Below are 14,116 nucleotides of genomic sequence, written 5' to 3'. Positions count from 1 at the left end.
GGGAAAAGGTGCCGATGCTGCGAGGGGAACGCGACGGTGACGCAAGAAGCGGCTAACGGTGAGAACCTGAAGGTCGGCGGTTACCGGTTGCAGCGCCTGCTCGGCGAAGGCGGCTTCGGCGCCGTCTACCTGGGGGAGGACGACCAAGGCCGGCTCGCCGCCGTCAAACTCCTGCACCGCGGCCAGGCGACCGAGGGCGTGCGCGAAAGTCTTTCCCGAGAGATCGAGGCCGCCCGCAAGGTCAGTCCCTTCTGCATCGCCCAGGTCTTCGACGCCGATCTTTTTGCCCCCCAGCCCTGGATCGCCACCGAGTACCTCGAAGGCCCCACGCTGGCCGAACGCGTGCATGATCGAGGGCCGCTCTCCGGGGCCGGACTACAACGACTGGCGATCTCCACCGCCACGGCGTTGACCGCCATCCACCGGGCCGGCATCCTGCACCGCGACTTCAAACCCGACAACATCATCCTCGCCCCGGACGGCCCCCGCGTCATCGACTTCGGGATCGCCAAGGCCACAGAGCAGACCAAGGTCCTGGCCAGCGCGGTTATCGGGACCCCCGCCTACATGGCCCCCGAACAGATCGAGGGCGTCGCACTCACCCCGCACGTGGACGTCTTCTCCTGGGGGGCGGTCATGGCCTACGCGGCGACGGGGCGCAACGCCTTCGACGGGCCCAACGTACCGGCGGTCATCAAACGGGTGATCATGGACGAGCCCGACCTTGCCGGCCTGGACCCGGCGCTGCTGCCGGTGGTGCGTCGTTGTCTGGAGAAGGAACCCGGGCGGCGCTACCGCGCCCACGAACTCCTCAACACCCTCCTCGGAGCAGGGGAGCGGGGAATGGACACCGAGTCGGCGTTGAGCGAGGGCAGCACAGCGGTGGAGAAGCTGGAGCCCACCGGGCCCCGCCGATCCTCCGCGGCCTCGTCCTTCGCCTACCGCTCGCAGCCCCCGCCCGTTGCCAGTGGGGTCGTCACCGGCCCGGGCCACCAGTTGTCCCGTTCCGCCAGGTCCGTTCCGCCATTCGAGTTCGCCGGCCGGCGTTTCTACGAACCCGGGGCACTGGCCGAGGCGATGCAGGGAGACTGGCCGGCGGCCGTGCTGATGTTCGGGGATTCGCTCAGCCGCGGTGATCTGCGCGACTGGATCATCGACGACCTGGGCGACACCCTGGTCAACCGGGCCGTGCTGCGTCGCGAACCCGAGGCCCCCGACCTCGCGGTGGCACGCTTCGTCGCCGACCTGCGCCCCGACCTCGCCCCTCGTTACCGGGGCTTCGACATGCGGATGGGGCTGCTCAAGCAGAACCTGGTCCGTGGCGACGGGGTGAACCCCGCGGCCGTGGACACCCTGGTCCGCGCCTTCTTCGTGCCCGGGATGCGGCGCAGCCCGATCGGCTGGTTGGAGGAGGTGCTGTCGGTCATGGCCACCCACCACTGCGCCGACCCCCGGCACTCCTGCCCGTCCGAGGCCCCCTGCCAGGGCTATCAGATGCTGGTCCGCGACTATCAGGAGGCGGCCCGCGCAGTATTTCGGACCGCGCAGCACATCAACCGGATTCTGGCGCAGGGCCACGACAGCGCGGTCCTGTTCGAGCCCGACCGGCCGGACACCGCGGTCCTGGTCCTTGCCCGGCTGCTCGCGGGGGAACGCCGGTCCGAGAAGGAGGACCAGCTCGTCTCCACGACGACTGAGGCGTGGACGGCCGCCTTCCAGGCCGCTGCCGGACCGGTCACGGGTCCGGCCCGCGCCGGTGCGGACGCGCTGCTGGGGCAGGCCGGTGACGTCGCCCATCATTTGGGGAGTCTGGAGCACACCTGCCGCAGGGAACAGGACAACTACGTCGCGGCGATCGACAAGGCCGTGCGGGTGCACCGCTGGTACGAGATCGGTTCGGTCGCCCACCCGATCGTCTGTGCACTCCTGTTGCTGGGCCTGGTTACCGGCTGTGTCGCCGATCTCTCCTCGGGCGGTGGGGGAGCAGGCGGTTACTTCACGTGGATCCTGGTGGTGGGAGTGCTGTCCCTCGTGCTGCGCAAAGTCGTGCGCAACAGTGCGGACTTCCCTGGTCGTCAGGCCCATATCAATTATCTGAAGCAGACCCTGTACTCCATCCGCGACCGGATCGCCCAGGCCGAGGGCAAGCGCCACCAGCTGGAGAGAACCCGCTAGCAGGCCCGCCCGGTCCTGCCACCGCGACGTTGGGCATCGGAGGGCGCACCGGAACGGGCCGTGCTCGCGATGGTGGCCGCGAGCACGGCCCGTTCCGGTGATGCGGGGGAGCGCGCTTCCCCGGCTACTTGGTCAGCGCCTTGCTCGCGCCGAAGGTGTTGCACGCCTCAAGGGTCTCCATCTCGGCCCCGGAGTCGAACCAGTGCACGCGGTTGGTCGCGCTCCCGTGGCTGGTGCTGTCGGCACTGTCGGCGTTGAAGTTGCGGTTGGTGAACTCCGCATCGTCGGCTCCGTACCCGTTGACCGCTGTGAAGGCCGCTCCTGCGAAGCACTCGGCCTGGAGTTCCACCCGGCGGCTCGAGTCCAGGAACTCGTTGTCGGACGTGGAGCTGTTGCCGACGGAGTCGCTCTCCGCCAGGATCTCGGTCTGTCCCTGGATGTGGTGGCCGTACTCGTGGGCCAGGAGCGCGAACCAAATGCGCTCGTCGCCCATGTTGGGGTACGGCAGCAGGTTGCGGACGCTGGGTACGAGCACGGTGATGGTGAGGTCGTAGTCCATGTAGTACGCCAGGACCCACCCCTCCTCGTCGTCGCCCTCCATCTCCGGCGGCACCTTGTCCAGCACGACGTAGGAGGGAGTCTCCGGGTGCAGTCCCAGTTCCGCCATGGTCGGGTTCCACATGGCGTCCAGGCAGGGGCCCACCGTCTCGGTGAAGGACTCCCACTCCGCCGCAGAGGAGGCGTCGAAGGCGGGGACGTCGCAGTCCACCGGTGCCGGCGGCGACAGGTCGTACAGCGGGTGGTCCTGGATGTCCACGGCGATCGGGTCGGCGGAGGAGTACCAGCTGGAGTCGTAGGGCCGTTCGGGTTTTCCGGGGGAGGTCGAACCGTCCTGGATGGAGACGACCATGAGCCCCACGCACAGCACCAGTGAGACCACCGCGGCGAACGCCGAGCCTCCCGCGGTCAGCCAGAGGCCGAGTCCGCGGCGGAGGGGCCGGGGTTGTGAGGGCTGAGGCGCCCACGGGCCGTACCCCGAGGCAGGGTGCGCCGCGTACGGCCACGGCCCCTGGCCGTGCCCCGGGGGAGACGGTTGCACACCGTAGCCCCATCCGGGCGGCTGCTGGTAGCCGGGACCGGACGTTCCCTGCTGCCAGGCGGGCGGGCCGTGGGGACGAGCCGGTGCGGCGGGGAAGGGCCCGCCCGGTGCTGCCCAGGGAGGGGGACCGACGGGGGACCGCCGGCCGTTCTCGGCTGTTGGCTGCGAAGGCGGCCGGCCGTCGGTGTGCGCTGGGGAAGGGGGCGGCTGTGCGGGCGAGGGACCCTGCTGGGGGCGGGGCTCATCCACGGTCGGCTCACGCGGTGCGGCCTGGGGAACCGGGGGCGGCTCCTGGCCGGGCTCAGGCTCACCGTCGCGGGGAACGTCCAAAACGGGGTCCTTCGGTGTGAGGGGTTGCCAATGGGGTTGATCAACTCTATTCGGACATGGGGTGGGCGTGGGTGGCTCGGGGCGCCGTGCGGATTGCGCATGGGGCGCGGTCGCAGACGAGTGCGTTCCCGTTTACCGGGGCGACCGGTACTCCACCCCTGCTGAGCTCAGGATGTCGCTCAACTCAGCCTCGAACAGGGCTTCCATGGTGTCCATGGCGAATTCCATGTGCTGGAACACCTCCATGCACACCAGCCCGTAAAGCCGGACCCAGCAGCCGACGAGCACGCGTAGCGCACCGTCGCTGGCGTTTTCCGTGGTGAAGCCGGCGTGTTCGGCAAAAGCCCGCAGCTGCCGGCTCAGTTCCGGGGAGATGTCGTCCTCGGGAGGAAGGCTGACCCGGTGCTGTTGGAGCAACTCGTCGAACAGGGTCAGGAAGGTCGCCGCGAAGTGCCGGCCCGCTTCGATCGCCACGCTCTCGTGCTGGCAGGAGCGGTGCGGGTGGGACGGGCCGAACAACAGGGTGAACTCGGCACGGTTGGCCAGCGCCCAGGTACGAAAGGCGCGCAGCGAGCTCAGGAGACGGCCGTCCACGTCCCTTTCCGGGAGGGCGTCGTTGGCGGTGCGTACGGCCATCGAAAGTTCGGTGAAGAAGTCCGCGCTCAGCGACAGCAACAGGTCGTCCAGGCTGGAGAAATAGCGGTAGAGGCCGGGGGCGGTCATGCCCATGTCGCGCGCGATCGCGCGCAGCGAGACTCCGCCCGGACCGTGTTCCACCAGGTGGCGCCGCGCGATGTCCTTGATCTCCACGAGTGTGGCTTCGCGCACACGTTCACGCCTGGACAGCGGCTGGATTGCCGGTTCCGTCCCGCTGACCTGTGTTGATACCGCCTCGTTTGGCACAGTTGTTCCTTACCGGAGGGTTGGGCCCGCCTTGCCCACCTTGACATCGGTTAACGCGGTCCGCTTCAGTAAACGGCGTAAGCTTACGCCGTTTACTGAAATTAGGCGTATTTACCTTAAATTAACACCCATCGGAGGGTCGCTTCATGTTCACTGCGCTCGGCAGGCTCGCCTACCGTGGCCGGGTCTGGGTGCTTCTGCTGACCGGGGCGTTCGTCGTGTTCGCCGGGGTCTGGGGCACGGGCCTGTTCAGCGCCGTCACCGACGGTGGTTTCGAGGATCCCGGTGCGGAGTCGGCCAGAGCCGCCGAAGTCCTCCAGGAGGAACTGGGGCGCGACGACGTGGATGTCGTCGCGGTCTACCGCGACGACGACGTCGAAGTCGACGACCCGACCTTCGCACGTGCCATCGGCGACGTCGTCGACCGGCTGCCCGACGAGCACGTGAAATCGGCCACGACCTATCTCGACGAGGGGCTCACCGACATGCAGCGCGGTGCCCTCGTCTCCGAGGACCGCCACGCCACGTACATCCCGCTCACCCTCAACGGTGCGGACAAGGCCGAGCGGATGGAGTCCTACCACGCCATCGTCGACGACATCGACTCCGATGTACTGGACGCCCGGTTCGGCGGCCCGCTGCCCATCGAGGCCGAGATCTCCGAGCAGGCCGAGAGCGACATCATTCGCGCCGAACTGTTCTCGCTCCCGGTTCTGCTCCTGCTGCTGGTGGTCATCTTCGGTGGCCTGGTGGCAGCGCTCATGCCGCTCGCGGTGGGCGGTCTGGCCATCCTCGGGTCCCTCACGCTGCTGCGCGCGCTCACCTATGTCACCGACATCTCCGTCTTCGCCGTCAACGTCGCCACCATCCTGGGACTGGGGTTGGCCATCGACTACGGGCTGTTCATGGTCAGCCGCTTCCGCGAGGAGATGAAACGTTCCGGCAATACCGCCGCTGCCATCCCCACAACCCTGGCAACCGCGGGGCGTACCGTCGCCTTCTCAGGCGTCACCGTCATGATCGCCTTCGCCGGGCTGCTGTTCTTCCCCCAGCCCATCATGCGCTCCATCGGGATCGGCGGTATTGCCGTGGTCCTGTTCGACCTGGTTGCCGCCCTCATCGTCCTTCCCGCGCTGCTCGCCGTCATCGGCCGCAGGGTCGACGCCCTGCGCCTTCCCTCCTTCGGCGGACAGGGATCGCTGCTGGGCTCCCTCACGGCCCGGTGGCGCAGCCGCTCCGAACGTGACGCCTCTGCACGCCCCGGCGAGGGCGACAGCCGCCCGGGCGCCACGGGAGCCTGGTCGCGCCTGGCCTACAGCGTGATGCGCCGCCCCACCCTCTACCTGCTCGTCGTCGGCGCGGTACTCGTCGCCTTCGCGTCATCCCTGATGTCCCTGCACATCGGCTCCACCGACCAGCGCTACCTCCCCGACACCTCCGACAGCCGAATCGCCACCGAGATGCTGAGCGACGACTTCCCCGGCGGAGGCTTCGGCTCGCTGGACGTCGCCGTTGTGGGGGACGTGGCCGCTGACGACCTCGATGCCTTCGCCGCCGAACTCGGTGACCTCGACGGGGCCGAGGGCGCCGCACTCGTGCGCGCCGGCGACGACGTCGCGCACCTGACCGTCAGCTACGAGGGCGAGACCGACGACCCCGGTACCGCTGACCTGGTGCGTGACGTCCGCGCGGCAGAGATCCCCCAAGGCGCCGACGAGGTACTGGTGGGCGGGGCCGCGCCGATGCAGATCGACAACGTCGACGCCATCGTCGACGCCGTGCCCTACACGCTGCTGTTCGTCTCGCTGTCGACCCTGGTGCTGCTGTTCATGGCCTTCGGCTCGGTGGTTCTGCCCATCAAGGCCGTCCTGATGGGCTTCTTGTCGCTGGGCGCGTCGCTGGGCGTGGTCATCTGGGGTTTCCAGGAAGGTCACCTCGCCGGTCTGCTGGGTTTCGAGGCCGTGGGCACCATCGACCCGACCTATCTCGTGCTGATCATCATCATCGCCTTCGGTCTCGCCATGGACTACGAGCTGTTCCTGCTCAGCCGTGTGCGGGAGGAGTACCTGCTCACCGGGGACAACTCCCATTCCGTGGCCGTCGGACTCCAGCGCACCGGCCAGATCATCACGAGTGCCGCGCTGCTGCTGGTGGTCGTGTTGGCGGGTATGGGGGTCTCCGGGCTGCTGTCCCTGAAGATCATGGGCATCGGCCTGGTCGTCGCGGTCGTCATCGACGCCACCCTGGTGCGCGCCCTGCTGGTTCCGGCCACCATGCGGTTGCTGGGCAGCGCCAACTGGTGGCTGCCGCGTCCGCTGCGCTGGCTGCACGACCGCATCGGCATCAGCGAGTCCGAGGAGGTTCCCGAGGCGGAGTCCGAGGGCGCACGCGAACGCGCGACCGCGCCCGTGGGCTGACCCTGTCTCGGTCGTCCCCCTATCCCGGCCGAAACGGGGGCGGGCGGGGGGACGCAAGTGGGCAATTGGCCGAAGATCACCCTTGGTGATCGGTTGGTTGTGTAGCGTCGTGGGGATCGGGTCGGGGGTCGGCCCGGTCCCCGCTGCCGCGGCGGCTACCGCATGCCCACAATGGAGGACTTCTCCGTGCTGCACATTCCATGGGCCGATTCGAACGCGCTGATCACACGACTGGTCCAATGGCACCCCGAACCGGCCCACGGGTCCCGGGCCACCGACGGCCGCGTCCGGGCCACCGCCTCGTTCAACCAGTACAGGCACTTCAGTGCCGCCCGCGAGGCGCGCGAGCAGAAGCGCCCGGAACACACGTGGGTCGCGGTCTCCTCCAAGGTGGCCGGCCCATGCGCCCCGGCAGCGGGTCCGGGCCGTGCCCGCCTCCCCCGGGGGGCGAGGAGCGACGGAATCCGGCCGGTCGGCCGCGGACGAGCGCTGAGAGACGATCCGCGTCGGGGCCGGCGCCGGCGCTTCGCCGCGGTTTCGGGGGCAGCCGGTCGACAAGGGGGCAGCGCCTCCTTTGTCCGCCCCCCGACGCCGCAGCAGCTGTTCCGGTCCCCCGCCCGCGTTCCCGTGCCCGGAGCGTGCGCGAACGACCGCTCCCTGTTCGGCGGGTACGCGTGCGCCCGGACGACACCCGACTGCCTCCACGCTCTCCACGACCGCCTCCGAAACGGTGGTCCGACGTGCTCGGTGGTGACGCGCACGGCCAGGGTGGGCGAAGGCGTGACAGGACATCTGCCGGTGTCCGCAACGCAGAGGTCGGCACGGCCCTTCCGATCGCGGGCGTCCCGGCTATCGGATGCCCGGAGCTCCCCGATGCCGGGGTAAGTGGCGTTCAGTTGCCCGATCGACGTCATCTGCCCGGGCGCTTCCCTGGGATGCGCGGCGAGCCGATGGCGTTGCAGGACGAACACGTGTCCGGCGGGGGCCGCCCCGCCGTCGACGACCACTACCGGCGCTGGTCGTTTTCTCGGACGACAGCCGCTATCGGACAAGTAATTCCTTTGAGTCGTTTCGGGAATTGGTTGTCCTGAGCCCGACGGTGCCTGTCTCGTTCAAATTCTGATCCGCCGGTGCCGTCCCGGTCGCCTTCGATGCGATCGAGCGGATTTGGTCGTGCGCCGGGTCGCAGCCGGATAGTTGCGTTGAATGCCAGCGTCTGTCCGTTTCCCGCCCGATGATGAATCCCGAATGTGCCGGCGATACGGCAATTGACAACAGGAAAGGCAATCATGCGTCAGATTCCCATCGAAGAGCTGGATATTGCACCGGGGTACGCCGTGGAATGGAGCGTGGTATCCCCGACCAGGGGTGGAGCCGCCGAACCCACGCAAACGCCTCCGGTCGCCTCCTACATCCAGGAGCAGCATTTCGCCCTCGCGCAGTACCTGGAGGGAGAAGAGATCTCCTGCCCGTCGTACATCGGCGGATCATTCGAGATCCGGGGGCGACTCGACCGTGACGCGCTCGGAGCCGCCCTCCTCCACTTCGTGCGCCGTCACGAGGTGCTGCGCTGCGTGTTCCGGACAACCGACGACGGGCCGGCCATCGAGCTCCTGGCACCCGAGGAGATCAAGGTCGACCTCGTCGAGGTGGGGCAGCTCGCGTCGACCGCAGACGTCCGTTCGTACGTCCACCGGTTCCTCCAGGGCACCCACACGCTCCGCGGCCCTTGGTTCGTCATGGGGGCGATGATCAGGGACGAATCCACGACGGTGTACTTCGCCTGCGACCACCTCGTGACGGACGGGGTGTCGACCCCGGTCGTCGTGGAGGACATCAGCACCGCCTATGAGGCCTTCTCCCGCGGTGAGGAGGTCGTCCTCCCCGAGGTGGGCAGCTACCTCGACTTCGCCGTCCAGGAGCGCGACCGCGGCCGGTCGCTCACCCCCGACGACAGCCGACTGGACTACTGGAAGGGGTTCACGGCGCGCAACGGTGGGATGTTCCCGCGGTTTCCCCTCGACCTCGGGGTCGAGCCGGGCGTGATGTACCCCGTGATCAACGAGACGTACCCCCTGCTGGGAGGCCATGACGCCGACGCGATGGAGCTCCGCTGCCGAGAAGCGGGCAGCGAGCTGGCCGCGGGGGTCCTGGCCGCTGTCGCGGTCACCCTAAGGAAAGAAGGGGGACCGGAGGTCTACCGAGGTCTCATGCCGGTCAGCCGGCGCGGGCGGGGCAAATACGCCAACAGCATGGGCTGGTTCGTCAACACCCTTCCGGTCGAGTTCTCCGTTGCAGGGGAAAAGGACTTCGCGGAAACTATTGGTGCGGTGCGGACCGCGCTCGTCGCGATGCTGAAGAGTGCCAATGTGCCGTTCCCCAAAGTTTTCGACCTGATGCCGTCGCAACATGCAGGCCCTCAAGGGTGGCCCTTCCCCATCAATTTCTTCTCCTACCTTGATTTCGGCAAGACTCCGGGGGCGGGTAGTCAGGTCGCGCGAAAAGCCTGCGGACATATCTGGGGGTCGCACAGCAACGGCATCTTCTTCTGGTTCTATCGGAACGACACGGGGCTGTACCTGAACGCGGCCTTTCCAGACACGCCGCAGGCCCGCAGGACCGCGAAAGAATTCCTGGGGACGCTCGGCACGACGATGGACAACATCATCGGGAACGGAACCTTCTGACCGGTTCCGTGCTCCGTGCCCATCTGCCGGCGACCACGCGCCCCGCAGCCTGCCACAGGCCGACGGCCTCCTCGATGCGGTCCCACAACCGCACCGGGCCGTGCTGACGCACGACCCACCCTCCGTCCCCGTCGTCGTCGGCGAGCGCCCACGACCCTGACGCGATGTCACGCACCCCACGCCCAGCACCCAACACGAGCGGGGTCGCGCCCGGCGCCGCGAGCTGGACGACGAAACGCCCCGCCCAATCATCGGACACCCCCGGTCCCACCTCGGTGGGCCGCTCGGACGCATCGGAGGAGAACACCATCGGCGGCGCGGGCGGGGCCTGCATCGAGCGGGCCGTCATGAACGACCATCCGTCCGACGCCCGATAGTCACTGTTCCAAAGGGTTTTGTATACCGCCGGGGCGTTTGCACGTATGAAGGCACGTGCCCGGTCCGAAACATTGGTGATCAGCGTGCGTGGAATCGTGAGCCCGCACCGGGTCGCGGCTTCGAGCTGAGCGGGTTTGGCCTCAGTGTCCCGGTTGCGCCACGGGTGGTTGACGTAGAACGCTCCCGGTATCGACGCCAAGATCTCGCCCAGCCCCCACCGGATCTGGTCGACGGTCCACGCGGCATCCTGCTCTTCCACGCAGGCAGGAGCGGTGTAGGCGGACGCACGCCGCCAATACACAGCCCGGACTCTCTCCAGCGAAAGCTCGCGCGTGAGGGTGCTGAGGTAGCCGCCCATACCCCTTACAGAGAATTCGGCGCTCGTCTCCACCTGGTGGGGAAAGGTGCCGGGATCCAACCGGACCAGCGGTACGTGCCGCTCGTTGAGTCGGGAGATCACCAGGTCGGCGGTAGGGTCATGCGCGCGTGCGCGGGGAGCAGAACACAGGTGCCTGTGTAGAGGTTGCCCCGAGACTGCGGATGCGGTGTTCGTGCGTGACACGCAGAACCGGGGCCTTGGGCATGTGGGGGTTTCGGTTGAGGCGTGGGGTGTGTTTCCCGCCGAAGTAAAGGCGGGGCGCGTGTAGCCGCATGGCAGGTGACGATAGCCCTCGGGGTTTTGAACCGCTCCCCGGAAGGTGGACTGAGAAATCAGTTCTGACTCCTGGGGAGCGGCTCGTTGCCGAGCAGCGTGCGGCTCCTAGACCGCCTTCAGGCCGTCGGGGTGGAACAGGCGCCCGTTGACCTTCTCCGAGATTCCGGAGCGGTCCAGGTAGGGCGTGATCCCACCCAGGTGGAAGGGCCAGCCCCCACCCGTGATCAGGCACAGGTCGATGTCGGCGGGCTCGGCCACCACGCCTTCGTCCAGCATCAGCCTGATCTCCCGGGTCAGCGCCACCAGGACGCGTTCGAGGATCTCGGCCTCGCCGGAGGGGCGGTCACCACCGGTGAGCAGCGCACGCACCTCCGGGTCGATGGTGAAGTCCGGGGCGAAGATGTTCTTCTTGCCCGTGGCCACCAGTTCCTCGAACTGGGCCGAGACCGCGAACCGGTCAGGGAAGGCGGCCTGCAGGGTCTGGGCCACGTGCAGGCCCACCGCCGGCCCGACCAGCTGGAGCAGCAGCAGCGGCGACATCGGCAGTCCGAGCGGTGCCACCGCGCGGTCGGCGACCTCGGGCTCGGTGCCCTCCTCGATCGCCGCCATGACCTCGCCCATGAAGACCGTCAGCAGTCGGTTGACCACGAACGCGGGAGCGTCCTTGACCAGCACCGCCGACTTCTTCAGGCCCTTTGCGGTCACGAACGCCGTGGCCAGTGTGGCCTCGTCGGTGGCGTCGCCGCGGATGACCTCCAGCAGCGGCATCACCGCCACGGGATTGAAGAAGTGGAAGCCGACCAGGCGCTCGGGGTGCTTGAGGTCTGCGCCCATTTCCGACAGCGACAGCGAGGAGGTGTTGGTCGCCAGAACGGCCTCGGCCGACACGTGCTCCTCGACCTTGGCGAAGACGGTCTTCTTGACCGCCATCTCCTCGAAGACCGCCTCGATCACGAAGTCGGCGTCGGAGAACGCCTCGTAGGACAGCGAACCGGTGACCAGGCTCTTGAGCCGGTTGGCCTTGTCCGTGGAGACCCGGCCCTTGGCCAGGAGCGTGTCGACCTCGCCGTGCACGTAGCCCACGCCCCGGTCCAGACGTTCCTGGTCCAGGTCGGTCATGACCACGGGCACCCCGAGTCGGCGCGCGAACAGCAGCGCGAACTGACCGGCCATCAGACCGGCGCCCACCACGCCGACCTTGGTGACCTTGCGTGCCAGCGACTTGTCCGGCGCACCGGCGGGGCGGCGGGCCCTCTTCTGGACGAGGTCGAAGGCGTACAGGCCGGCCGTGAGCTCGTCACTCATGATCAGGTCGGCCAGGGCCTCGTCCTCGGCGGCGAAGCCCTCGTCACGGGTGCGGTCCTTGGCCTTGGCCACCAGGTCCAGCGCGCGCACCGGAGCGGGGGCCGCACCGTGCAGCTTGCCCTCCACGACCCAGCCGGTGTTGGCCACCGCCTGGTCCCAGGCCTCGCCCTTGTCCACGCCGGCGCGCTCGACGGTGACGTCGCCGTTGACCACGCGTGCCGCCCAGCGCAGAGATTCCTCGACGAAGTCGGCGGGCTCGAACATCGCGTCGGCGATGCCCATGTCGAACGCCTTCGGGCCCTTGATCGTCCGGTTCTGGGCGAGCGGGTTGTCGATGATCAGTTTGAGGGCCTGCTCGGCGCCGATCAGGTTGGGAAGCAGGTAGGTGCCGCCCCAGCCGGGAACCAAGCCGAGGAAGGTCTCGGGCAGCGCGATCGCCGGTACGCCCGAGGAGACGGTGCGGTAGCGGCAGTGCAGTGCGACCTCCAGGCCGCCGCCCATGGCCGCGCCGTTGACGAACGCGAAGGTCGGCACCGAGATCTCGCCGAGTTTGCGGAAGACGTCGTGGCCGAGCCTGCCGATGGCGTGGGCCTGTTCGCGGGTCCGGATCCTGGGCACGCCGTTGAGGTCGGCGCCCACCGCGAAGATGAACGGCTTTCCGGTCAGGGCCACCGCGACGACGTCGGTGCGCGCCGCGGCGGCGTCGATCGCCGCACCCAGGCTCAGGAGACCGCCGGGGCCGAACGTGTTGGGCTTGGTGTGGTCGTGCCCGTTGTCCAGGGTGATCAGTACGGCAGTGCCGGCACCGTAGGGGAGTTCGACGTCGCGGGAGAGCGCGCGTGTGACGACCTCGTCGCCGAACAGGTCCTGTGCTTCCTCGAGGGGACCGCTCACTTGGTGTCCTTCCCGTCCCAGTTGGTGTTCTCCCACAGCACGGTGCCGCCCATACCCAGCCCCACGCACATCGTGGTCAGGCCGTAGCGGACGTCGGTACGCTCGCCGAAGAGGCGCGAGAGCTGCGTCATCAGCCGTACGCCGGAGGAGGCCAGCGGGTGGCCCAGGGCGATCGCGCCCCCCCACGGGTTGACGCGGGAGTCGTCGTCGGCGATACCGAAGTGCTCCAGGAACGCCAGCACCTGGACCGCGAACGCCTCGTTGATCTCGATCAGGCCGATGTCGTCGATGCCCAGGCCGTTGCGTTCCAGCAGCCGCTCGGTCGCCGGGACGGGGCCGACCCCCATGACCTCGGGCTCGACGCCGGCGAAGGAGAAGTCCACCAGGCGCATGCGTCCGCTCAGGCCCAGTTCCGCGGCGACGTCCTCGGCGGCCAGGATCGCCCCGGTCGCGCCGTCGTTGAGCCCCGCGGCGTTGCCCGGTGTCACGTTGCCGTGTGAGCGGAACGGGGTCTTGAGCGAGGCCAGACCCTCCATGGTCGTCCCCGGGCGCGGCGGCTCGTCCGCGGTGGCCAGGCCGTACCCCTGTTCGGCCGAACGGACCAGCATCTCCACCAGGTCGCGCTGGATCTTGCCGTCGGCGTAAGCCTTGGCGACCTTCTCCTGGCTGCGCACCGCGTAAGCGTCGGCGCGCTCCTTGGTGATGCCGGGGAAGCGGTCGTGGAGGTTTTCGGCGGTGTTGCCCATGACCAGGGCGGATACGTCCACCAGTTTCTCGGAGAGGAACCGGGGGTTGGGGTCGACGCCTTCGCCCATGGGGTGGCGGCCCATGTGCTCGACGCCGCCGGCGATGACGACGTCATAGGCACCGAAGGAGATCCCGGCGCCGCTGGTGGTCACCGCGGTCATCGCGCCGGCGCACATCCGGTCGATGGCGTAGCCGGGGACGCTGCGCGGCAATCCGGCCAGGAGGGCGGCACTGCGGCCGATGGTGAGGCCCTGGTCGCCGATCTGGGTGGTGGCGGCAATGGCGACCTCGTCGACGCGCTCCGGGGGCAGCCCCGGATTACGGCGCAGCAGTTCCCGGATGACCCGGACGATCAGGTCGTCGGCACGGGTCTCGGCGTAGAGGCCCTTGCCGGCCTTGCCGAACGGAGTGCGCACCCCGTCGACAAAAACGACATCGCGGGCAGTTCGCGGCACGATTGCCCCTCTCTTCTCAAGCGGGTGGGTGGACGTGATGTCCATATGCTACTCGCCGGTAACTAGTGGCG

8 protein-coding genes are annotated in these 14,116 nt (G+C 68.5%); 3 read left to right on the top strand and 5 right to left on the bottom strand.

The window, feature by feature from the left end; genetic code table 11:
- Nucleotides 1–36: 36 nt before the first annotated feature.
- Nucleotides 37–2,175 (top strand): serine/threonine protein kinase, encoded by a 2,139-nt coding sequence (locus QSJ59_RS16430; protein WP_285760443.1) that lies wholly within the window; start codon nucleotides 37–39, stop codon nucleotides 2,173–2,175.
- Between the two features lie 124 nt (nucleotides 2,176–2,299).
- Here QSJ59_RS16430 and QSJ59_RS16425 read toward each other — a convergent pair whose 3' ends face one another.
- Nucleotides 2,300–3,274 carry a neutral zinc metallopeptidase gene (locus QSJ59_RS16425; RefSeq protein WP_285760442.1) on the bottom strand — a complete coding sequence of 325 codons (975 nt, stop codon included), beginning with the start codon at nucleotides 3,272–3,274 and terminating at the stop codon, nucleotides 2,300–2,302.
- A gap of 462 nt (nucleotides 3,275–3,736) precedes the next feature.
- A complete protein-coding gene (locus QSJ59_RS16420) occupies nucleotides 3,737–4,432 on the bottom strand; it encodes a TetR/AcrR family transcriptional regulator (RefSeq protein ID WP_285760441.1) in 696 nt (231 codons plus the stop codon).
- 221 nt (nucleotides 4,433–4,653) lie between these two features.
- Between QSJ59_RS16420 and QSJ59_RS16415 the strand changes: the two genes are divergently transcribed.
- Both QSJ59_RS16415 and QSJ59_RS16410 read left to right on the top strand, forming a co-directional pair.
- Nucleotides 4,654–6,924: an MMPL family transporter gene (locus QSJ59_RS16415; protein WP_285760440.1), complete on the top strand. Its 2,271-nt coding sequence runs from the start codon at nucleotides 4,654–4,656 to the stop codon at nucleotides 6,922–6,924.
- A gap of 1,289 nt (nucleotides 6,925–8,213) precedes the next feature.
- On the top strand, nucleotides 8,214–9,611 hold the full coding sequence (locus tag QSJ59_RS16410; protein WP_285760439.1) for a condensation domain-containing protein: 1,398 nt from the start codon (nucleotides 8,214–8,216) through the stop codon (nucleotides 9,609–9,611).
- Here the strand turns inward: QSJ59_RS16410 and QSJ59_RS16405 are convergent.
- The 3 genes from QSJ59_RS16405 to QSJ59_RS16395 all read right to left on the bottom strand — a co-directional run bounded on the left by QSJ59_RS16405 (nucleotide 9,589) and on the right by QSJ59_RS16395 (nucleotide 14,045).
- Nucleotides 9,589–10,449 carry an MvdC/MvdD family ATP grasp protein gene (locus QSJ59_RS16405; RefSeq protein WP_285760438.1) on the bottom strand — a complete coding sequence of 287 codons (861 nt, stop codon included), beginning with the start codon at nucleotides 10,447–10,449 and terminating at the stop codon, nucleotides 9,589–9,591. The two genes, QSJ59_RS16410 and QSJ59_RS16405, sit on opposite strands and share 23 nt — an antisense overlap.
- A gap of 300 nt (nucleotides 10,450–10,749) precedes the next feature.
- Nucleotides 10,750–12,843 carry a 3-hydroxyacyl-CoA dehydrogenase NAD-binding domain-containing protein gene (locus QSJ59_RS16400; protein WP_285760437.1) on the bottom strand — a complete coding sequence of 698 codons (2,094 nt, stop codon included), beginning with the start codon at nucleotides 12,841–12,843 and terminating at the stop codon, nucleotides 10,750–10,752.
- Complete coding sequence (locus QSJ59_RS16395; RefSeq protein ID WP_285760436.1) at nucleotides 12,840–14,045, bottom strand: thiolase family protein; 1,206 nt, start codon at nucleotides 14,043–14,045, stop codon at nucleotides 12,840–12,842. Before QSJ59_RS16395 ends, QSJ59_RS16400 begins: the two co-directional genes overlap by 4 nt.
- Between the last annotated feature and the right edge of the window lie 71 nt (nucleotides 14,046–14,116).

This window comes from Nocardiopsis ansamitocini, from assembly GCF_030268225.1.
GTDB classification, from domain to species: domain Bacteria; phylum Actinomycetota; class Actinomycetes; order Streptosporangiales; family Streptosporangiaceae; genus Nocardiopsis_D; species Nocardiopsis_D ansamitocini.
Note: the sequence above shows the minus strand (reverse complement) of the source record. Positions and strands in the feature narration are given on the sequence as shown.

Coding starts and splice junctions, on each gene's coding strand:
- QSJ59_RS16415 (WP_285760440.1), top strand. CDS start 4,654: ATGTTCACTGCGCTCGGCAGGCTCGCCTACCGTGGCCGGGTCTGGGTG.
- QSJ59_RS16410 (WP_285760439.1), top strand. CDS start 8,214: ATGCGTCAGATTCCCATCGAAGAGCTGGATATTGCACCGGGGTACGCC.